The sequence below is a fragment of the Microbacterium yannicii PS01 genome, from assembly GCF_000304335.1.
GTDB classification, from domain to species: Bacteria; Actinomycetota; Actinomycetes; order Actinomycetales; family Microbacteriaceae; genus Microbacterium; species Microbacterium yannicii_A.
Map to the genome: position 1 here is coordinate 25282 of NZ_CAJF01000011.1, position 21342 is coordinate 46623.

Below are 21342 nucleotides of genomic sequence, written 5' to 3' on the forward strand. Positions count from 1 at the left end.
CGGCGCAGATCCGAGCGCGCGTTCTTCAGCGCGTCCGCGGCGCCACCCGCACTGCGGCCCCCTAGCCTGACCACGTGACCCGCGCCGCACCTGCCGCTCCGCCGCCCGCGCTCTCGCCGAGCCTGCGGACCGTGCTGGGCTTGGCGGCGACGGCGGTTCTGCTCGCGGGGGTCTTCTTCGCGCGCGACATCTTCGGGCCGCTGGCGCTGGCGATCGTGCTCGTCGTCATCTGCGAGCCGGTGCGGCGTCCGCTCGAGCGCCGCCGGTGGCCCCGCTGGACGCGGACGACCGCCGTGATCGTCGTGGCCTACCTGGTGCTGATCGGCATGGCGGCCCTGCTCTGGCTGGCCGGCACGCAGTTCGCGCGCCTCGTCGCCGACTTCGCCGACGAGCTGCGCGATCAGGTGCAGGGCGTGCTGTCGTGGCTGCAGTCCGCCGGGCTGGACCAGGAGGCATCGGATGCCGCGGCATCCGTCCTCGACCCGCAGACGCTGGTCGGGCTGGCCTCGAGCCTGGGCGGCACCGTCCTCTCCGTCGCGACGGCGCTGTTCTTCGTCTTCGCCTACGTCATCTTCATGGCCGTCGACGCCGCGAGGTACCGGGGCGCTGAGAGGGTCTTCGGCCCCGAGCGCCGGCCCGTCATCGACCGGATCGGACACCTCAACGCCGGCATCCGCCGCTATTACGTCGTCAACGCCAGCTTCGGTGCGATCGTCGCGATCATCGACGGCCTCGCGCTGTGGGCGCTCGGCGTGCCGGCGCCGGTGGTCTGGGCGATCCTCGCGTTCGTCACGAACTTCATCCCGAACATCGGGTTCGTGCTCGGACTCGTGCCGCCGGCCGTGCTGGCGTTCGTCGTCGGCGGGTGGCCGATGCTGCTGGCCGTCATCGCCATCTACAGCGTCGTGAACGTCGTGCTGCAGGTGCTCGTGCAGCCGAAGTTCGTCAGCGACGCTGTCGATCTGAGCCTCACTCTGAGCTTCTTCTCGGTGGTGTTCTGGACGTTCGTGATCGGCCCGCTCGGCGCCATCCTCTCGATCCCCCTCACGCTGTTCGTGCGGGCGCTCGTTCTCGAGGGCGACCCCGGCGCGCTCTGGCTGCGCTGGGTCACGGGCGACAGATCGGCGACGCCGGCGAACGCCCGGGCCGAGGCGGCGGCCGCGGCGAGGTCGGGTTCGTCAGCGAGCTGAGGCGGCGAAGTCCGTGCCGCGCTCGCGGGCGAGGTCGGCGGGGGTGATGAGCATCGGCCGTGCCCAGGTGACAGTCAGCCATGCGGGCAGCACGATGATGCACAGCATCGGCAGCACGGTGACGTCGCCCACGATGGCCACCGCCACGAAGAGCGCGATCCAGCCGTCGCGCGCGATGGCGAGCACGAGGCCGAGCACCCCGCATGCCACGGCGAGGCCGAACGGCAGCCCCGGCAGGAGCGCACCGCCGAGCATGCCCGCGGCAACGCCGAGGAAGACCGCCGGGAAGATGCGGCCGCCGCGGAAGCCCGCGGAGGCGGCCACGACGAGCGCCGCGAGCTTCACGAGCAGGATCACGGCGAGCTGCGCGGGTGTGTACGCGCTCGGATCCGACAGCAGCTCGGCGCTCTGCTCGAGGCCCTTGAACAGCGTGATCGGTCCACCGATCATGCCGAGCAGGCCCAGCACCATTCCGCCGAGCACGATGTAGAGCATCGGGTGGCGAAGTGCGTGGAACGCGCGATGGACCAGCGGGAAGAGGTAGACGCCGATCAGGCCGAACGCGGCGGCGAGGCAGGCGACGACCGAGCCCAGCAGCAGATCGAACGGCTGCGGGGAACCGTAGGGGTCGAGCGGCTGTGCCGCGCCGAAGCCGCCGCCCAGGAGGTACGTCGTCACCGAGCCCGCACCCGCGGCGACGAGGGGCAGGAACAGCTTGTCCCATAGCGAGCCGCCGGCCTTGAGCTGGCCGACGACGCCGGTGAAGACCAGGGCGGCGGCGACGGGCGTGCCGAAGAGCGCCCCGATGGTGGCCGAGATCGCGAGCACGCCGATCATCTCGGCCGGCACGGCCTTGGCGATGCGGGCCACGAGGGCCACCGCGAGCGAGACGTTGATGGCGATGATCGGGTTCTCGGGGCCGAGGCTCACACCTCCGGCGAGACCGAGGATGACGACCACGGCGAGGCCCGGGAGCACCGAGAGCTTGAGAGGATGCGGCTCGAGCTCGGTGGTCGCCGAGTCCGGGCCTGCGTGTCCCGGGGCAAGCCACACGACGAGTCCGACCGCGATGCCCGTGAAGGTGAGGACGGCGAAGATCCACCAGGGCGAGTCCGGCGAGATGCCCATTGCGCCCGGGGCACCGGTCCACAGCGCGTCCTCGAGGAACGAGGCGACCCACTCGAGCAGCCGCAGCGACACCGCCGAGAGGACCCCGATGACGAGCGCCGGAATCGACAGGAGCACCAGCCGTCGCACGGTGAGCGCCACGTCGGGCGACGGGACTGCGGGGGAGCCGGACATGCGCGCAACACTAGCGGTCGCGCCCCGTCCCGCGCGCCCTCGGGCGGCGGGCGCCGCCGTGCGGGATGATGCGCCTGTGGACGAGCGCGCGTGGCATCAGCACACCCGGACGCTGCTGATGATCGCCTCGCTGCTGTACCTCGTGGCGTACTCGTGGCGGGTGATCGGCGACCTCACGGGACCGGCTCGCATCGTCGCCTCCGCGGTGATCGCCGTCACCTGGGCGCTGTTCATCGCCGACTATCTCGTGCGACTCCTGCTCGCCGAGCAGAAGTGGACGTGGTTCCGCACCCACCTCTCCGCTCTGGCCTTCGCACTGGTTCCCGTGCTGCGCCTGGTCCGCCTGCTGCGGGTGCTGACGAGCATGCCCGGCCTGCGGCGCAGCGCGGGCGGGGTGCTGCGCAATCAGATCCTGGTCTACGGCATCGGCTCGGCTCTCGTGCTCATCTACATCTGCTCGCTGGCCGTGCTCGAGGTCGAGCGACATGCGCCCGACGCCAACATCACGACGTTCGGCATCGCGATCTGGTGGGCCTGCGTGACGGTGACGACCACAGGCTACGGCGACTACTTCCCGGTCACGGATTCCGGACGCTGGGTCAGCGTCGGGCTCATGTTCGGCGGTGTGGCGCTCGCGGGCATCATCACGGCGACGCTCGCTTCGTGGGTGGTGGAGCGGGCCGGACGCGGCCACGACGACGAGCAGCCGGCCACGCGTGCCCAGATCCGCGAGCTGACGGCGAGGCTGGAAGCCCTCACCTCGGGCGGCCCGGGGACTCCGAAGGGCGACGGCAGCGGCACCGGACTGGGCGACGGAGGCGATCGCCGCCCCGGAGGATGACAGCGAGATGACGGATGCCGCGGCCCGCGGCATCCGTCATCGCTTCGTGTCAGGACAGCAGCTTCGCCTTCGCGGCGGCAAATTCGTCGTCCGACAGAATGCCCTGCGCGTGCAGCTGCGCGAGCTGCGTGAGCTTGGCCATCATGTCGTCGCCGGCCGCGGGGGCCGCGGGTGCGGCGGCGGGCTGTGCGTTCGCGACGGCCTGCTGAGCCGCGGCATCCATCGCCGCCTGCTGCTGCTGGGCCTCGTACGCCTGTGCCTCCTGCGCCTGGTTGGCCTTGTCCTGCTGCCGGCGCTGCATGCCGCCCGACACGGCGGTCGCCGTTCCCGCCACGACGGCGGTTCGCGCGGCCATGCCGATCAGGCCGGGGCGCCCCATTCTGCGGATCATGTCGTCCTCCTTCAGTCGGCGTGCTCGGACAGGAATGCGTTGACGATCGGCGCCGGGATGCTCTGGCGAGCGATCACCGCTCCGCCCGCGTCGTACAGCGCGGCGGCGAAGGACTTCGCCCACAGCAGCTCCACCACGAGGATCGCCGCGGACGAGCCGGGCTCGAGCCCTTCGGCCAGCGCGAGGATGTCTTCTTCGCCGGCGAGGCCCTCGAGGTCGAGCGCCGGCGCTCCACCGTCGTCGATCGTGTCCGAGAGCTCGAGGATCTCGAGCTCACCCTCGGGTGAGCGCCGTGCGAATACGAGGTCGAGCACGTTGACCGTGCCCGATGCGACGAGGTCGTCCACCGCCGCGAGCACCGCCGGACCGGGTCGGTCGCCGTCGAAGCCGATGGCGTAGAACTCGATCGGGCCGTAGTCGAATGTCGTCATTTCATCTCCAGGTCCCACACGGGCGGCCGCCCACGTTGTGAAGAACATATCGCCGCCGGTGTCGCGGCGGCATCCCCTGATCAGGATGAAATCGCGGTGAACGTGCGGCGACTCGTACGCCGTTCCCGCGTCAGTTCAGTGCCGAGGTGAGTCGGGCCACGCCATCGAGGAACGTCGCCTTCGCCGGCTCCCGACGCCACTCCTCCAGAGTGAGCTCGCGGCCGGCGGCGCGGTAGCCCTGCTCGACCTCGCGCATCGCCCGCACGAACGATTCGCCGCGCACCATCATCGAGACCTCCGAGTTGAGGCTGAAGGACCGGATGTCCATGTTGCTCGAACCGATCACCGCGACGTCGTCGTCGATCGAGAAGTGCTTGGAGTGCAGGATGAACGGCGGCGGGTAGAGGAAGATCCGCACTCCGGCCTCGAGCAGCGTCGTGTAGTACGAGCGCTGCGCGTGGTAGACGAGCCCCTGGTCGCCGATCTCGGAGACGAACAGCTGCACCTCGAGTCCGCGCTGGCAGGCGGTCGTGATCGCGTAGACCATCGCCTCGTCGGGCACGAAGTAGGGGCTCGTCAGGATGACACGCTCGGTCGCGCCGTGAATCAGCGAGAGGAACAGCCGCAGGTTGTTCTCGGTCTCGTAGCCCGGTCCGCTCGGCACGACCTGGCACAGCAGGCCATCCGCTGATGCCGACGGCTGGAGCTCGGCGGCCGGCACGCGTTCCGCCGTGAGCTCCTCTCCGGTCTCGATGAGCCAGTCGGACTGGAACACCGCGTCGATGGTCGCCACGACGGGACCCGTGACCCGGGTGACCAGTTCCTGCCACTGCAGTCCCCGCTCGATGTTCTTGGGCGCGTCGTACGAGCGGGCGATGAGGTTCTGCGAGCCCAGGAAGCCGACGCGGCCGTCGACGACGACGATCTTGCGGTGATTGCGCAGGTCGGGGCGCTGGTACTCGCCCTTCAGCGGCCGCACCGGCAGCATGTACGCCCACGTGACCCCGATGCGGTCGAGCTCCGCCACGGTGGCGGCGCTGACCGTCGCCTTGCGCGACGCGATGTAGTCCAGCAGCACCCGCACCGATACCCCTCGCGCGACGGCGCGCTCCATCGCTGCGAAGAAGCCGCGCGTCGTGTCGTCGAGCCCGATGATGAAGAACTCGACGTGGACCCAGTGCCGGGCGTCGTCGATGGCGGCCGCCATCGCGTCGATCGACGCCTGGTAGTCGCCGTACAGCGTCGCATCGTTGCCGGTCGTCGCCGGAAGGGCGGTGAGCAGCTGATTCTGCTGCACCACTCGTCGGAACCACAGCGGTGCGTCGGCCGCCGGCGATTCGATACCGGCCTGCGCGACGGCCTGGCGGATGATGCCGTCGATGCGCGCCTGTTCGGCCATGCGCTTCTTCGGAAGCTTGACATTGCCGATGAGGAGGTACAGCACGATGCCGACGACGGGCAGCAGGAAGATCAGCAGCAGCCACGCCATCGCCGCCGTGGGCTTGCGGCCCCGTGGGATGACGATGAGTGCGGTGATGTTGATGGCGAGGATGACGAGCGCGCCGAGGGTCCACCCCAGGTTGGCGCCGAAGGCGGAGTCCATGTGGTGAGTCTGCCCCAGTCTGGTGATGTCGGCGTCGTGCAGTTCGCACTATTCCCGTCGCGAGCTACGACTCGCCGTGCGAGCTCTTCAGCTTCTCCATGACGCGATCGAGATTGAACGCGGCGGGCTCCTGCCGTGGCGGGAACTCGGCCAGGCTCTGCAGCATCCGTGCCACGTACGTCTGCGCAGGGACGAACAGGAAGACGCGGTCGAGCATCCAGTCGAAGTAGGTGTTCGACGTGATGTCGGCGCGCTCGAACGGGTCGGTGCGCAGGTTGAACAGCTTCGGGGCCCGCAGCACCGTGTACGGCTCGAGCCACACGTTGAGGGTGCCCACCGCCCGCTGCTCGAGGAACACGATCTTCCAGTTGTCGAAGCGGAGGGCGGTGAGGTCGCCGTCGTCCGAGACGTAGAAGAAGTGCCTGCGGGCGCTCTCGTCGACCTCGCCGGTGATGTAGTCGAGCTGGTTGTGCCCGTCGAGGTGGACCTTGTACTCGGTCCCGTCGAGTTCCGCGCCCTGCTTCAGGCGGTCCGCGACGTCGGTGTCACCGGCGGCGGCGAGGAGGGTCACGAACCAGTCGCTGTGGCTCACGATCCCGTTGAGGGTGGTGCCGGCGGGGATCCGTCCCGGCCAGCGCACCATGCACGGCACGCGGTACGCGCCCTCCCAGTTGGAGTTCTTCTCGTTGCGGAACGGCGTCATGCCGGCGTCGGGCCAGCTGTTCATATGCGGGCCGTTGTCGGTCGAGTACATGACGATCGTGTCTTCGGCGAGCCCCAGCTCGTCGAGCAGGTCGAGCAGGCTTCCGACGACGTCGTCGTGGTCGAGCATCGTGTCGTGGTACTCCGACTGCCACCGTCCGGCGCGACCCTTGCTCTCCTCCTTGGTGTGCGTGCGGAAGTGCATGTGCGTCGAGTTGAACCACACGAAGAACGGGGTGTCGTCCTCGGCCTGCCGGCGGATGAAGTCGGCGGCCGCGTCACGGAACTCTTCGTCGCATGTCTCCATGCGCTTCTTGGTCAGGGGGCCGGTGTCTTCGATGCGCTGGGTGCCGTCGTCGCTCGCCCACGAGTGGATCACCCCGCGCGGCCGGAACTTCTCGCTGAACCCGGGGAATTCGTCGTCGGTCGGGTAATCGGGGTGCTCGGGCTCCTCTTCTGCGTTGAGGTGATAGAGGTTGCCGAAGAACTCGTCGAAGCCATGGGCGGTGGGAAGGAACTCGTCACGGTCGCCGAGGTGGTTCTTGCCGAACTGGCCCGTCGCATACCCGACGTTCTTCAGCGCGGTCGCGATGGTCGGGTCCTCGGCGCGCAGGCCGATGTCGGCTCCCGGCATGCCGACCTTGGTGAGGCCGGTGCGGTAGGGGTTCTGCCCGGTGATGAAGGCGGCCCGCCCGGCCGTGCAGCTCTGCTCGCCGTAGTAGTCGGTGAACTTGACGCCCTCGTTCGCGACCCGGTCGATGTTCGGCGTGCGGTAGCCCATCAGCCCGTCGGAGTACGTGCTGAGGTTCGAGATGCCGATGTCGTCGCCCCAGATGATGAGGATGTTGGGCTGCGTGGCCATGTTGCTCCTGACGACGAGTGGGTGAAGGAGGCGTACGTCATGATCAAAACAGGTCGGAGGGTCCGAGGGATAGAGGCGGGCGCAAACCCATTCCCGGTCGTCCGACCCGTCGCGAATGGTCCCGCTGCGCTGATCCGAGCGGCCGAACGCGACGGCTGGATGGCGTGGCATCGCTCTCCACAGGCGGCGTGCGGCGGCGATCTGTCCACGGATGACGAGCTCGGCGGATGCCGCGGCTGCGGCATCCTTCAAGATTCGGGGATACCGCGCCCTCGACCTCTGCCCCCGCAACTGAACGTGCACGGCTTCGCCGTCGCCGACGCGTACGCAGCGGGTGTCTCGCGCCGTCGGCTGAGAGCGGCGGATCTTCGGGCACCTTTCCACGGCGTGCGCGCAGGCAGGATCCCCGACGACACCCGGGCGCTCGCGCAGGCCTACGCGGCCGGACTCCGGCACAGCGACGCCTTCAGTCATGGCACGGCGCTCGAGCTGGTCGGTGTCGCGGTGCCACCTCGGAGCACCTCCGACCTGCACGTGACGAGCATGGGCGGCGCGCAGCGAGCCCGTGGCCGCGGCGTCCGCGGGCATGAAGCCGCGACCGGATCTGTCCGCCTCGGCCTCGTCGCCGGTCTCCCGACCGTTCACCCCGTCGACGCCTGGTGTCAGCTCGGCTCGAGCCTCACGACGCGAGAGCTGGTGGCCGTCGGAGACGCCCTCGTCAGACGCGTCGACCCGATCGCAACGCTCGACGAGCTCGCGGTCGCGGTGCGGCGATGGGCGCCGCGTCGGGGTGTGAGGAGCCTTCGCGAGGCCCTGCCGCTCGTCCGCGAGCGCACCGACTCACGCCAGGAGACGGAGCTGCGCTTGGATGCCGCCGAGGCCGGGCTTCCTGAGCCCGAGGTCAACGGCATCATCGTCGACGACGACGGCCGCTTCGTCGCGTACGGCGATCTCGTCTACCGCGAGTACCGCACCGTGCTCGAGTACGACGGCGAACAGCATCGCGTCGACGATGTTCAGTTCGCTCGCGATGTCGGCCGGCTCGACGACCTCGCACGCCTCGGATGGCGCGTGATCCGCGTCACCAAGCAGCACCGGGGCCCCGGCCGCGGTGGCAGGCTCGCGCGACTGCGCGAGGCCCTGATGGACCGCGGCTGGAGGCCCGACGCTTCGTCGTGACACCGCGCGCCTGCCGCGAGCCGAGGCGTCGCCATCGGCCGCATCGTTCGCGGACGAGGAGTCGCAAGTGGCCGCAGCGCTCAGCGATGTCCAGGCGTCGCAAGTGGGCCGCAGCGCTCCGCGATGTCCAGGCGTCGCAAGTGGCCGCAGCGTCGCTCCGCGATGTCCAGGCGTCGCAAGTGGCCGCGGCGACCGTGGCGTTCAGGCCGTTTGCGACGGCTCAGGGAGGAACCCGGCCATTCGGGACGGTTCGGGGAGGAACCCGGCCATTCGAGACGGTTCGCGGAAGGAAACCCGCGCCGGCCCAGCCAGGCGTCGCGAATGGCCGCATCAACCCGGGCGCTCCGGCCGTTTGTGACGGTTCGGGGAGGAGCCCCGGCCGTTCGCGACGGTTCGGGCTCCGGTCGCGCGGACTCAAGCCCCGCGCGAACTCAGGCCCCGCGCGGACTCACGCCCCGCGCGAACGCGGGCCCCGCGCGGACTCAGGCGTCGCGCGCGCAGCGGAAGCCGATGTGCGACATGCCGGTGTCTTCCGCCTGCGGCGAGCGGGCCGCGGGCCGGAAGCGCAGGCAGTAGTCCGGTGAGCACAGATGCGATCCGCCCTTGAGCACCCGCCGGGCGGTTTCGGGGAAGCCCTCCTGCGCGCTCGCCGCGGCCAGCAGGTTCGCGCGCTTGCCGGCGTCGACCGGCTTGTCCGACAGGCGCAGATGCCGGGGGGTGTAGTAGTCGGTCGTCCACTCCCACACGTTGCCGGTCATGTCGAAGAGCCCGAAGCCGTTGGCGGGGTACGAGCCGACGGCTGCGGCATCCCCCACTCCCTGGTTGTCGTACGGGAACCGACCCAGCCACGAGTTCGCCTGCGCGACGCCGCCGGGGTAGGGCTCATCGCCCCACGCGAAGCGGGCGCCGTCGACGCCGCCGCGCGCGGCATACTCGTGCTCGGCCTCGGTCGGCAGCCGCAGCCCCGCCCAGGCGGCGTAGGCCGAGGCGTCCTCGAACGAGATGTGGACGACCGGATGCCGCAGCCTGTCGTCGATCGACGACTCCGGTCCGAACGGCGCCCGCCAGTGGGCTCCCGGCTGCCAGCGCCACCAGTTGCGCCAGTTGCGCAGGTCGACCGGCCCGGGGGTCGGCGTGAAGACCATGGCGCCGGGGACGAGCGCCGACGGATCGGCGCCGGGGAAGGCGGCGGGATCGAGCTCGCGCTCGGCGACCGTGACGTACCCGGTCTCGTCGACGAACGCCGCGTACTGCTCGTTGGTGACCTCGTACCTGTCCATCCAGAACGACGCCACCTCACGCTCGTGCACCGGCTTCTCGTCGGGATAGAACTCGTCCGAGCCCATGCGGAAGGTGCCGCCCTCGAGGAGCACCATGTCGTGGTTCGGCGACGTCACGCCTTTACCGTAGCCCGCGTGTCGGCGTCAGAAGCTGCCGATGCCCTTGCCGATCAGCGAGACGCCGATGACCAGCAGCAGCACGGCCATGATGACGGCGTTCTCCTTGGCGAGCCATCCGCGCAGGGCGTCGAGCGGGCCGCGGAGCTTCTCGGCGGCGATGAGGTAGCCGAGCACCGGAACCAGGACGGTGGATGCCGCGATCAGCGTGAAGACGGCGATCACGACCACGATCGAGCCGGTGTCGAGGCCGGCGGCGCCGATCGTGACGCCTGCGCTCGCGGCGAGGAGCAGGTTCTTCGGGTTGGCCGCCGACAGCAGGAAGCCGAGCCCGAGCGCCTTGGGGAAGTTGACGGAGTCGATGGCGCGCATCCACGTGGGCATCGCCGGCTCGACGCCCGGCTTCGGGCGCCCGCGCCACTGGCGCAGGGCGAGCAGAAGCAGCAGAACGCCGAGGACGAGCTGGATCACGCCCTTGGTCGGCTGGCCGCCCTCTGTCTCGTCCTCGGGAAGGACCGACGACAGCAGGGTGAAGACGGTGACCGCGACGACGATTCCGAATACCCAGCCGAGCAGGAAGCCGGTGCCGGTGACACGCGCCTTCGGCGAGAGCAGCATCAGGATCGCCGCGATGATCGGGATCGGGCTGATCGCCACACCCAGCGCGAGGGTGAGGATGTCTCCGATGACGGCGCCCATGGCGGCCTCCTGGTGGTGTGGCGGGGAAGTACTCCACACCGTAGCGCCGGAGCGGAATCAGGCGCCGTTCATCCGATCGCGCCACTCCAGCAGCGGCCGCAGCGAAGACAGGTCGTAGTCGGGGCCGTCGATGGCGGGGATGACGAGGCGGAAACCCAGCTCGAACAGGCGGGCCGGGGCATCCGTCTCCAGCAGGGGACCGAAGCCGCGGATGGTGTACCCGGTCGACAGCTCGATCTCGGCCGGGTCGCGCCCTTCACGCGCGCACCACTCGTGCAGCACGCCGATCTTGCGCGCCATGTCGTCCAGGCGCGTGAAGGTGTGCCAGATGTCGGCGTGCTGGGCGACGAGCCGCAGCGTCTTGCGCTCGCCCTGCCCGCCGATCAGCACCGGGATGCGGCGGGTCGGCGCGGGCGTCAGCCGGTCCCAGCGCGCGCGGATGCGCGGCAGATCGGCAGCGAGGGCGTCCAGGCGCGATCCGACCGTGCCGAACTCGTAGCCGTACTCGTCGTAGTCCTGCTCGGCCCATCCCGATCCCGTGCCGAAGATGAGCCGCCCGGTGCCGGCCGAGCCGGCGCTGATGTGATCGACGGTGCGCGCCATGTCGGCCTGCAGATCCGGGTTGCGGTACGAGCTGCAGTTGACCAGGGGCCCGAACTCCACCCGCTCGGTGATCTCGGCCATCGCGGCGAGCATCGTCCAGGCCTCGAAGTGCTCCGCCTCGAGCGGCTCGGTCAGCGGGAAGAAGTGGTCCCAGTTGAAGATCGCGTCGACGCCGAGGTCTTCGGCGCGCAGCACGGCGTCTCGGTAGGCCCCGTACGACCCGTGCTGGGGGGCGAGCTGCACGCCGATCCGCACCGGGCGATGAGCGGCCGGATGCCTCGGCTCGGCGTGGGCGGCACCGGTCATGGGCGGTCTCCTCCGTTGTTCGGGGCGATGCGCAGCACCTCGGGCGACTCGCCCACGGCGAGGTCGTCGACGACGCGGACCGTGCGGGCCACGTCGTCGATGGACCCGATCACGGTGCCGAAGCGCTCGCGGTCGGAGCACACCGCGGTGACGGTCACGAAGTGCGAGCCGGTGTCCCACGTGTAGGTCGCGAACGGGGGCTGGCGCGGATCGGAAGGCAGCGCCATCTCGAGCTTCTCGCCGACGCCGAGGTAGGGGTTCGGGAATGACTGGGTGTCGTCGTACTCCATCGGCATCATCGCGCGGGCGGCGCGCAGCTCGTGCGTGGCCTGCTGCAGCTGCGCCATGACGACCACGAGCTCGGCATCCGCCTTCCAGACCCACACCAGCACGCGGCCGGCGGCCCGGCGCATGAGGAGCGGGGCGGCCTGGCTCATCGCCCACGCGGCGAAGCCGCTTCCGGGGCGCGTGCCGTTGGAAGAGCCGGCTGCACCGGCGGGCAGCTCACCTCGGCCGCCGGTCGCTGAGCCGCCTCCGGTCGCTGAGCCGCCTCCGGTCGCTGAGCCTGTCGAAGCGCCGAGCACTCCGCCGGCCTGGTTCAGCAGCATCCGGATCGCCGCCTTGCGGTGACGGCGGCCGCGGAAGCCGAGGGATTCGGTCACCGGCACCCACAGGGTCGGGTCGGCGTCGGCCTGAAGTCGGGGCATGCTTCCAGCGTACGAGAGCCCTTCGGGATCGTCGCTGCGCGGCCTCCCGGGCTTGGCAGACCCCTCGGGTACAGTGGACCCGCGCGTGAACCGAGTTCCCCACCGACCCCGCCCGCCCGCCGCGCCCGCCGCACAGACAGGCCTCTCATCCCGTGACCGATCCTGCGACGCCCGTTGACCTGCCCGCGGATTCGACCCGCGAAGAGCGCCCCGGCGACGATCCCCGGGCGCTGAAGATCCTGATCGGCGCCGACACCTTCCTTCCCCATGTCAACGGCGCCGCGCGCTTCGCCGAGCGGCTCGCCGCCGGACTCGTCGGCCGCGGGCACCACGTCGAGGTCATGGCACCCAGCGCCGGCCACCGCAATCACGGCACGTTCACCGAGGTGATCGAAGGGCAGCAGATGGTCGTGCATCGCCTGCCCTCCTGGCGCTGGCCTCCGCACGACTGGCTGACCTTCGTGCTGCCGTGGATGTCGAAGCACTACGCACGCCGTGTGCTCGACAGCACCCGGCCCGATGTCGTGCACATCCAGTCGCACATCGTGATCGGTCGCGGGCTCGCGCGCGAGGCGCGCAAGCGCGGCATCCCCGTCGTCGCGACCAACCACGTCATGGCCGAGAACATCGTCGACTTCACGACGCTGCCGCCCTTCCTCGACAAGATCGCGATCAAGCTCGCGTGGGACGACGCCAAGCGCACCTTCGACCTCACGCGCGCCGTGACCACCCCTACGCGCCGAGCCGCCGACTTCCTCGAGAAGACGATCGACATCCACAACGTGATCCCGATCAGCTGCGGCATCGAGGCGGCCAACTACACGCCCGACCTGACCCCACGCGACGCCCACCGCATGGTGTTCGTGGGCCGGCTCACCACCGAGAAGCAGATCGACGTGGTCCTCCGGGCGATCGCCCGCCTCGACCCGGCGTTCGAGGTCACCTTCGACATCGTCGGCAACGGCGATCAGCGGCGCAACCTCGAGGAGCTCGCCACCGAGCTCGGGCTCGACGGCCGCGTCACCTTCCACGGGCACACCACCGACGAGGAGCTGCGAGGGTTCCTCTCGCGCGCAAGCCTGTTCGTCATCGCCTCGATCGCCGAGCTCCAGTCGATCGCCACGATGGAGGCCATGGCGTCGGGGCTCCCGATCGTGGCCGCCGACGCCGTCGCGCTCCCGCACCTCGTGCACGACGGAGAGAACGGCTACCTCTTCCGGCCGGGTGACGTCGACGACCTCACGGCGAAGCTCACCACAGTCCTGACGCAGGCTCCGGAAGAGCGCCTGCGCATGCAGCGGGCGTCGCTCGAGGGCGTCAAGGTGCACGACATGCGCCGCACCCTCGACACCTTCGAGGCGCTCTACCGCGACGAACCGCTCCCGGAGTAACGGCTCGTGCACGTCGTGATGTTCGGCGACCAGCACGCCGAGACCCTCGGCGGGGCGCAGGTCTCGATGCGGCTGCAACGACGATTCCTCGAGAAGGCCGGACACACCGTCACCATGGTCGCGCCGGCGATGCACGGCGCCCGCGGTCGTGCGGTACCGGCGGACCCGGCGTACGTCGACCTCCCCTCGGTGCCGATCACCGTCGATCGCGAGTATTCGATGTCATGGCCGGGCCGCCGCACGGATCGGCGGCTGGATGCCTGGTTCCTGAACCTGTCGAAGGACCGCTCCCGACCGCCGGTCGACGTCGTGCACGTGCAGGCCGACTTCTGGGGCGCGTTCATCGGGCACCGATTCGCCCGCCGCCACGGTCTGCCCGTCGTGCACACCATGCACAACCGCGTCGACGTCGGCATCGAGGCGACCGCCCCGTTCCCGGGGCTGGTGCTGCGGGTGCTCAACGCTTGGCAGCGAACGGCCCTGGGTTCGGAGGCGACCGGTTCGGACGGGTGGGCCTACCTGCGCGGCCTCGCCGCCGGGGCATCCGCCGTCACCGCGCCGTCCTCGCACTTCGCGCGCCGCCTCGAGCAGCACCGCGTCTTCCCCGGAGTCGACGTGATCTGGAACGGCATCGACGACGACCTCCTCGACGAGGCCCTCTCCTCGACCGAGGAGGCTCGCATCCCGGAACGGCCGAGATTCGTGTGGCTCGGACGGATGAGCCCCGAGAAGCGGCTGCTGCCCTTCCTCGAGGCCGTCGCGGCATCGGGCATCGACGCCGACGTCGAGGTGATCGGCGGCGGGGGCCAGCTCCGTGCAGCTCGGCGCCTGGTCGAGCGCACTCGCCCGCGTGCGACGGTGCGCTTCGCGGGACGGATGCCGTACGCCGAGACCCTGCGGCGGATCGCGGCCGCCGATGCCGTCGTGCAGACCTCGATCGGCTTCGAGACGCAGGGGATGACGATCTTCGAGGCGGCCTCACTCGGGACGCCCGCCGTGGTGAGCGACCCGGATCTCGGCGCTGAGCTGGGCTCGGGCTTCTGGCCCGTGGGCGATGCGGGGGCGTTCGACCGCGGCGAGGCCGACCCCTCGGTGGCGGCGCTGGCCGACGCGCTGCGGGCCGCGGCATCCGATATCGCCGCCGGAGCACCGCGCCAGCCCGATCCCTCGATCCGCGAGCGGTTCCGGCAGTCGTCGCGGACGGCCGCGATGATCGAGGTCTACGAGCGCGTCACCGCGCGCCGCTGACCTGCGCAGCTTCGAGGAGTCGCGCTCGGCCGGCGCGTTTCGGGAGTGTCAGGGCAGGCGGGTGAGGTCGGTCGGCGTGCGGTGGTAGCCGTCCTTGCGGAGGGCGACGACCGACGAGGCGAGGGCGAAGGCAGACAGGACGGCGAAGGCGATGGCGATGAACATGGCAGAAACGCTACGCTTGCGTGATGACTGCCACGAGTGGCAGGATGGACACACATCGTAAGAAAACTGCCACCTCCGGCATCCCGACAGGAGTCGCCATGAAGACCGTCGCGTGCATCGTCCAGGACGGGTTCGCCCCCTTCGAGTTCGGCGTCGCCTGCGAGGCCTTCGGCCTCGACCGCACCGACGACGGCATCCCCAATTTCGACTTCCGCATCGTGACGCCCGATCCCGGAGCGGTGTCGTCGAAGATGGGCTTCTCGATCAACGTCGACGCCGATCTCTCGTTCGCGTACGAGGCCGACCTGGTCGTCGTCTCGCCGGTCCCGCACCAGTACTGGGCGCACACCGACGAGCGCGTGCTCGACGTCATCCGCGCCGCCGTCGCGCGCGATGCCTGGGTGCTGAGCGTGTGCAGCGGCTCGTTCGTCGTCGCCGCGTCCGGTGTGCTCGACGGGCGCAAGGCGACCACGCACTGGATGTACGCGCAGAAGATGGCCGAGATGTACCCGAGGATCGACGTCGATCCCGACGTGCTCTACGTGCAGGACGGCCGCATCATCACGAGCGCCGGCACCGCCGCGGGCCTCGACGCGTGCCTGCATCTGCTCCGGCAGGAGCTGGGCGCCGAGCTGACCAACAAGATCGCCCGCCGCATGGTCGTGCCGCCGCAGCGCGACGGCGGCCAGGCGCAGTTCATCGACAAGCCGCTTCCCGCCACGACCTCGCTGTCGCTCGCGCCGGTCACCGACTGGATGCTCGACAACCTGCGCCTCGACCTCACCGTCGACCAGCTGGCATCCAAGGCGCACATGTCGCCGCGCACCTTCGCTCGCCGCTTCAAGGCCGACCATGGCGCGACTCCCGCAGCCTGGCTGGCGCGCCAGCGCATCATCCACGCCCAGCGGCTGCTCGAGTCCACCGACCTCGGGCTGGACCGCATCGCGTACGAGAGCGGCTTCGGGTCGGCGGCGGTGCTGCGCCAGAACTTCGCCCGCGTGCTGGGCATCACGCCGACCGCCTACCGCGCGCGCTTCTGCTGCACCCGCGAGGGGATGGCGACCGAGACCGCCGAGTCTGCGCCGGCCGCGCTCGTCTCCGTCGCGTAGCGCGCAGAGACGGCGGGGGCCCGGGCTCGGGCCTCCGCCGTCTCTCGTGGACTATCGCAGTGCGCGGTCGCGCAGCGCGTCGAGATCGACCGCTCCGCCCGCCGACTTCGCGCTGAACGCCTCGACGGAGCCGGTCGCGGTCGACGTCGCGCCGTTCACGCTCGACGTGTCGAACGCGAAGGTGATGACAGCCGCCGCCAGCGCGTCGGAGTTGACGTCGAGGGCGATGCGGTTGACGTTGCCTGTCAGCCGGCGCTTGTAGGCGTCGTTCAGAGCGTCGTACAGTGCCTCGTCCTGGCCGTCCCCGGTGAGGTTGTCACAGGGCTGGTGGTAGCACGGGTCGTAGGCCGCGTCGGGCACGCCCCCGTACAGCACTGCCTCGTCGGCCGTCTTGATGTCTTCCGCGCCGGTGAACAGGCCGCCGGCGGGGATGCCCACCTCGATGAACGGGCCGTAGTCCGAACGTCCCGAGAAGTCGGTGTCCTGGTACGGCAGCTCCCTGGAGTCGTAGAATTGCTCGAACACGTCCTCGATCGCCGCGGAGCCTTCCGGGATGAAGCCTGCCGGAGCCGTGCCGCTGGAGTTGTCACCGTCGTAGACGCCGTAGAAGTAGTTCGGCGAGCCGATCATGTCGAAGTTGAGGTACAGCGCGATGTTGCTCGCCTCTTCGTCCGTCAGGTCGGCGACGTAGTACTCCGAGCCCAGAAGGCCTTCCTCCTCGGCGCCCCACCACGCGAAGCGCACCGTGTTCGTCGGCTTGACCCGCTGCATCTGGATCGCCGTCTCGAGCAGCGCCGCGCTGCCCGTGCCGTTGTCGTTGATGCCTGCGCCGTCCTGCACGCTGTCGAGGTGAGCGCCGGCCATCACGACGTTGCCGTCATCTCCGGTGCCGGTCTCGGCGATGACGTTGTAGCTCGTCCGCTCCTCGGCGAAGTAGTCGACGGTCACCGTGACCTGCGCGTTCGGAGTCGACGCGAGGTCGATTCCCACCTCGGATGCCGCGAAGACGGCCGGGATGGTCAGTCCGGGCGCCGCGCCGATCATGCCCACGAGCCCCGGGCGTCCGTCGTTGGAGACGATGACCGCAGAGGCACCGGCCGCCTGCGCGTTGAGCGCCTTGAGCGAGAAGTCGCACGATCCGCGCTGCACGAGCGCGACCCCGCCCTGGGGGAAGCCGGTGAAGTCCGCGGCTTCACAGCCGCTCGTGCTCATTCCGTCCGCGGGGAAGGGGACGACGAGATCGACCGGGATGAGGGGACCGGTCGCGGTGCCCTCCGGGCTGCCGGTGTCGAAGTTGTTGCGCAGGAAGTCCTGCCCGTCGACCCACGTGGTGGCGGGCTCCTGACGGCTGAGAGCGTTGTTCTCCTCGGCGTACGTGAAGGGGAACTCCTGCACTTCCGGGGTGTACCCGGCGCGTTCCAGCTGCTCGACGACGTAGTCGACGGATGCCGCGTACCCGGGGCGCCCCGCGGCACGGTCGCCGTTGTCGTCGGCGATGTCCTGCAGTTCTTTCAGGTGGTTCATGACCTGGCTGATCTTCACCGCTTTGGTCAGCTTGTCGACGGTGTCGGCGACGGGCACGGCAGACGCCGGCGACGCCAGACCCATCGTTGCCAAGAGTGCGGAGGCGGCCACGACCGCCCCCACCGTGTGCTTTTTGAGCGACATGGCTTTCCTTTCGGACCCGGCGACCTCGTTGACGCCGATTCTCCGACGCTAGTCATCTCGATTGCTCATGACCAGAGTTTTGTGATCCGCGATTCCCCGTTGCCGCGGCATCCAGTGCCTGCTAAACTTGAGCCATCACGACTCAACTTTGACCGTGAGCAGATTTCAGGAGACATATGAACGCCACTCAGCAGCCCGGGCAGGAGGACGCGCAGAGCGCCCTCGAGCAGTTCGGCATCAACCTCACCGATCGTGCCCGTCAGGGCAAGCTCGACCCCGTCATCGGGCGGGACAGCGAGATCCGCCGCGTCAGCCAGGTGCTGACCCGCCGCACCAAGAACAACCCCGTGCTCATCGGCGAGCCCGGCGTCGGCAAGACCGCCGTCGTCGAGGGCCTCGCGCAGCGCATCGTCGCAGGCGACGTCGCAGAATCGCTCAAAGACAAAGAGCTCGTCACGCTCGACATCTCGGCCCTCGTGGCCGGCGCGATGTACCGCGGCCAGTTCGAAGAGCGCCTGAAGAGCGTGCTCAAAGAGATCACCGAGTCCGACGGCCGCGTCATCACCTTCATCGACGAGCTGCACGTGCTCATGGGCGCCGGCGGCGGCGAAGGGTCGGTCGCCGCCTCGAACATGCTCAAGCCCATGCTGGCGCGCGGCGAGCTGCGCATGATCGGCGCCACGACCCTCAACGAGTACCGCGAGTTCATCGAGAAGGATGCTGCACTCGAGCGCCGCTTCCAGCAGGTGTATGTCGGCGAGCCGACGGTGGAAGACACCGTCGCGATCCTGCGCGGGCTCAAGGAGCGGTACGAGGCCCATCACAAGGTGGCCATCGCCGACGCGGCCCTCGTGGCCGCGGCATCCCTCTCTCACCGCTACATCCCCAGCCGGCAGCTGCCCGACAAGGCCATCGACCTCATCGACGAGGCGGCGTCGCGCCTGCGCATGGAGATCGACTCGGCGCCGCTCGAGATCGACGAGCTGCGCCGCCACGTCGACCGCCTCAAGCTCGAAGAGCTGGCCTTGAAGAAGGAGAAGGACGAGGCCTCCAAGGAGCGCCTCGCCGCGCTGCGTGAGACCCTCCGCACCGAGCAGGAGAGGCTCGGTGAGCTGCAGGGCCGGTGGGAGCGGGAGCGCGCGTCGCTCAACCGCGTGGGCGACCTCAAGACCAAGCTCGACACGGCCCGCATGGAGGCCGAGCGCGCGCAGCGCGAGGGCAACCTCGAGAAGGCGTCGCGCCTGCTCTACGCCGAGATCCCGGCTCTCGAGCGCCAACTCGTCGACGCCGAGCGCGAAGAGCCCGCCGGCGACCGGATGGTCAACGACCAGGTCACCGACGAAGACATCGCGGCGGTGATCGCCGCCTGGACCGGCATTCCGGTGGGCCGCCTGCTGCAGGGCGAGACCGAGAAGCTGCTGCACCTCGAAGCCGAACTCGGCAAGCGACTGATAGGGCAGAAGGAGGCCGTCAAGGCGGTGTCCGACGCCGTCCGCCGCTCGCGTGCCGGCATCAGCGACCCGAACCGGCCGACCGGCTCGTTCCTCTTCCTCGGACCCACGGGCGTGGGCAAGACCGAGCTCGCCAAGGCGCTGGCCGAATTCCTCTTCGACGACGAGCACGCCATGGTCCGCATCGACATGTCGGAGTACGGCGAGAAGCACTCGGTCTCGCGCCTGGTCGGCGCCCCTCCCGGCTACATCGGGTACGAGCAGGGCGGGCAGCTCACCGAGGCCGTCCGTCGCCGGCCGTACTCGGTCGTGCTGCTCGACGAGGTCGAGAAGGCGCACCCCGAAGTCTTCGACGTGCTGCTGCAGGTCATGGACGACGGGCGCCTCACCGACGGACAGGGGCGCACGGTGGACTTCAAGAACGTCCTCCTGATCCTCACCTCGAACCTCGGTTCGCCGATCCTCATCGACCCGACGCTGTCGGTCGACCAGAAGCGCGAGCAGGTGCAGGGTCTGGTCCGGCAGGCGTTCAAGCCCGAGTTCGTGAACCGCCTCGACGACATCGTGATCTTCCAGGCGCTCACCGAGGACGATCTCGCGCAGATCGTCGAGCTCACCGTCGACGCCCTGCAGCGGCGACTCAAGGACCGTCGCCTCACCCTCGCGGTGACCCCCGACGCCCGGGCCTGGCTGGCCGAGCGCGGATACGACCCGGTGTTCGGCGCGCGGCCGCTGCGCCGCCTGATCCAGTCCGAGATCCAGGACCGCCTCGCGATGGCGCTGCTCTCGGGCGGCGTGCGCGACGGCGACGTCGTGCGGGTGGACGTCGCGGCCGACGGCTCGCAGCTGGTGCTGACCAGCGACGGCCCGTCGCCGACGCCCGAAGCCCGCGACGAGGAGCAGGATCAGGTCATCGAGGCCGAGCTGCTCGACGACTGACGCGGAGTCCGACGACACGCGCGGTCGGGGTTCGGCGGGTTCGCCTGGTGCGGGCCGTGTGGAATCCGGACCGGGGCCGCGGCGTGAGAGCATCGAGTGTGCGGACGGTGCGGGGATTGTGGGGGTCGTCGCACCCCGGACCGACGCTCGTCGTGACCGCTCTGGCCCTCGCCCTCGGCCTGTCGATCGGGCTGGAGCCATGGCGACTCGTCCTGCTGACGGTCGCGGTCTTCGCCGGACAGCTGTCGATCGGCATCTCGAACGATGCGCTCGACGCGGCCCGCGATCGCGCGGTCGGCCGCACCGACAAGCCCCTCGCCCGCGGCGATGTGAGCCTTCGGGCCGCGTGCGTGGCGGCATCCGTCTGTCTTCTCCTGGCGCTCGCGCTGTCGGCACCGCTGGGATGGCGGATGCTGGCGGCCCATGCCCTCTTCCTCGGATCCGCGTGGGCGTACAACGCCGGGCTGAAGTCCACGCCGCTGTCGCTCGTGCCGTTCCTGGTGAGCTTCGGCACGTTCCCGTCGCTCGCGACGCTGTCGGCTACCGAGCCCGCGTTCGCTCCCGGCTGGGCCTGGGTCGCGGGAGCCGTGCTCGGCGCCGCGGTGCACTTGACCAACGTGCTGCCCGATCTCGCCGACGATGAGCGCACCGGCGTGCGGGGACTGCCGCACCGGCTCGGGCCGCGCGCCTCGGCGGTGATCGCTGCGATCGCGTTGATCCTCGGTGCGGTGGCCGTGCTGCTCGGGCCGGCGGGCGGCGACATCGCTGCGGTCGGAGTGCTGTCGTGGGTGTTCTTCGCCGCCGTCGTGGCGGTGGCGGTCGCCACGGTCGTGCTGGCGGTCGTGCGGCCGCCGTCGCGCGTACTGTTCCGTCTCGTGATGCTCGCGTCGCTGCTGCTCGCCGCGCAGCTCGTGGCCTCGGGCGGAGCACTCGCGGGCTGAGCTCGCTTCGCTCGCCCGGTCGGTCCCAACAGGTCGACCGGCCTTCTACAGGAGGTTCGACCTCGCCGATCTCCTGTGAAAGCGCGGTTGACCTGTGCAACGGGCGCCCTTCCCGGCTCTGCCCCGGGTTGGACTGAGGCCGCCCCGCGAGGCGAAGTCACGGCGGCGCCGGTCGTGCCCCACAGGTCAACCGGCCCTCCACAGGAGCTTCGTGCGC

At 69.9% G+C, this 21342-nt stretch carries 18 protein-coding genes; 8 read left to right on the top strand and 10 right to left on the bottom strand.

Annotated elements, in window-relative coordinates; translation table 11 throughout:
* Positions 1-74 precede the first annotated feature (74 nt).
* Positions 75-1190: an AI-2E family transporter gene (locus WYM_RS08115; RefSeq protein WP_019180331.1), complete on the top strand. Its 1116-nt coding sequence runs from the start codon at positions 75-77 to the stop codon at positions 1188-1190.
* Here the strand turns inward: WYM_RS08115 and WYM_RS08120 are convergent.
* Positions 1179-2492 carry an ion channel protein gene (locus WYM_RS08120; RefSeq protein ID WP_019180332.1) on the bottom strand — a complete coding sequence of 438 codons (1314 nt, stop codon included), beginning with the start codon at positions 2490-2492 and terminating at the stop codon, positions 1179-1181. The genes WYM_RS08115 and WYM_RS08120 overlap by 12 nt on opposite strands.
* A gap of 76 nt (positions 2493-2568) precedes the next feature.
* Here WYM_RS08120 and WYM_RS08125 point away from each other — a divergent pair, with 76 nt between their 5' ends.
* Positions 2569-3333 (top strand): potassium channel family protein, encoded by a 765-nt coding sequence (locus WYM_RS08125; protein WP_019180333.1) that lies wholly within the window; start codon positions 2569-2571, stop codon positions 3331-3333.
* 49 nt (positions 3334-3382) lie between these two features.
* On the opposite strand, the gene WYM_RS08130 is transcribed toward WYM_RS08125, so the two are convergent.
* The 4 genes from WYM_RS08130 to WYM_RS08145 form a co-directional block, all read right to left on the bottom strand.
* Entirely contained in the window at positions 3383-3712 is a 330-nt protein-coding gene (locus WYM_RS08130) for an SHOCT domain-containing protein (protein WP_019180334.1), read from the bottom strand.
* A gap of 23 nt (positions 3713-3735) precedes the next feature.
* A complete protein-coding gene (locus WYM_RS08135; RefSeq protein WP_019180335.1) occupies positions 3736-4155 on the bottom strand; it encodes a DUF6325 family protein in 420 nt (139 codons plus the stop codon).
* 130 nt (positions 4156-4285) lie between these two features.
* Positions 4286-5758 (bottom strand): cardiolipin synthase, encoded by a 1473-nt coding sequence (cls, locus tag WYM_RS08140; protein WP_019180336.1) that lies wholly within the window; start codon positions 5756-5758, stop codon positions 4286-4288.
* A 64-nt stretch (positions 5759-5822) separates the two neighbouring features.
* Entirely contained in the window at positions 5823-7322 is a 1500-nt protein-coding gene (locus WYM_RS08145; protein WP_019180337.1) for an arylsulfatase, read from the bottom strand.
* A 387-nt stretch (positions 7323-7709) separates the two neighbouring features.
* On the opposite strand from WYM_RS08145, the gene WYM_RS08150 reads away from it, so the two are divergent.
* A complete protein-coding gene (locus WYM_RS08150; RefSeq protein ID WP_237739359.1) occupies positions 7710-8501 on the top strand; it encodes an endonuclease domain-containing protein in 792 nt (263 codons plus the stop codon).
* 482 nt (positions 8502-8983) lie between these two features.
* Here the strand turns inward: WYM_RS08150 and WYM_RS08155 are convergent, their stop codons facing one another.
* Genes WYM_RS08155 through WYM_RS08170 form a run of 4 tightly spaced genes read right to left on the bottom strand, consistent with a single transcriptional unit; the run spans position 8984 to position 12213 of the window.
* A complete protein-coding gene (locus WYM_RS08155) occupies positions 8984-9877 on the bottom strand; it encodes a formylglycine-generating enzyme family protein (protein ID WP_019180339.1) in 894 nt (297 codons plus the stop codon).
* Positions 9878-9925: 48 nt separating this feature from the next.
* Positions 9926-10597 (bottom strand): GAP family protein, encoded by a 672-nt coding sequence (locus WYM_RS08160; protein WP_019180340.1) that lies wholly within the window; start codon positions 10595-10597, stop codon positions 9926-9928.
* A 57-nt stretch (positions 10598-10654) separates the two neighbouring features.
* On the bottom strand, positions 10655-11506 hold the full coding sequence (locus WYM_RS08165) for an LLM class F420-dependent oxidoreductase (RefSeq protein WP_019180341.1): 852 nt from the start codon (positions 11504-11506) through the stop codon (positions 10655-10657).
* Positions 11503-12213 (bottom strand): hypothetical protein, encoded by a 711-nt coding sequence (locus WYM_RS08170; RefSeq protein ID WP_019180342.1) that lies wholly within the window; start codon positions 12211-12213, stop codon positions 11503-11505. The genes WYM_RS08165 and WYM_RS08170 overlap by 4 nt, the downstream gene beginning before the upstream one ends.
* Before the next feature lie 152 nt (positions 12214-12365).
* Between WYM_RS08170 and WYM_RS08175 the strand changes: the two genes are divergently transcribed.
* The 3 genes from WYM_RS08175 (at position 12366) to WYM_RS08190 (ending at position 16126) form a co-directional block, all read left to right on the top strand.
* Entirely contained in the window at positions 12366-13604 is a 1239-nt protein-coding gene (locus WYM_RS08175; protein ID WP_019180343.1) for a glycosyltransferase, read from the top strand.
* A 6-nt stretch (positions 13605-13610) separates the two neighbouring features.
* Positions 13611-14852, top strand: a complete 1242-nt coding sequence (locus WYM_RS08180) for a glycosyltransferase (protein ID WP_019180344.1) — start codon at positions 13611-13613, stop codon at positions 14850-14852.
* 263 nt (positions 14853-15115) lie between these two features.
* The gene (locus tag WYM_RS08190; protein WP_019180346.1) at positions 15116-16126 is read left to right on the top strand and encodes a GlxA family transcriptional regulator; all 1011 of its coding nucleotides are present in this window, start codon (positions 15116-15118) and stop codon (positions 16124-16126) included.
* A gap of 51 nt (positions 16127-16177) precedes the next feature.
* Here the strand turns inward: WYM_RS08190 and WYM_RS19700 are convergent, their stop codons facing one another.
* Positions 16178-17794 (bottom strand): M28 family peptidase, encoded by a 1617-nt coding sequence (locus tag WYM_RS19700; RefSeq protein WP_019180347.1) that lies wholly within the window; start codon positions 17792-17794, stop codon positions 16178-16180.
* A gap of 176 nt (positions 17795-17970) precedes the next feature.
* Between WYM_RS19700 and WYM_RS19705 the strand changes: the two genes are divergently transcribed.
* Both WYM_RS19705 and WYM_RS08205 read left to right on the top strand, forming a co-directional pair.
* Complete coding sequence (locus WYM_RS19705; protein WP_019180348.1) at positions 17971-20184, top strand: ATP-dependent Clp protease ATP-binding subunit; 2214 nt, start codon at positions 17971-17973, stop codon at positions 20182-20184.
* Between the two features lie 152 nt (positions 20185-20336).
* Positions 20337-21125 carry a UbiA family prenyltransferase gene (locus tag WYM_RS08205; RefSeq protein WP_337479466.1) on the top strand — a complete coding sequence of 263 codons (789 nt, stop codon included), beginning with the start codon at positions 20337-20339 and terminating at the stop codon, positions 21123-21125.
* Positions 21126-21342 lie beyond the last annotated feature (217 nt).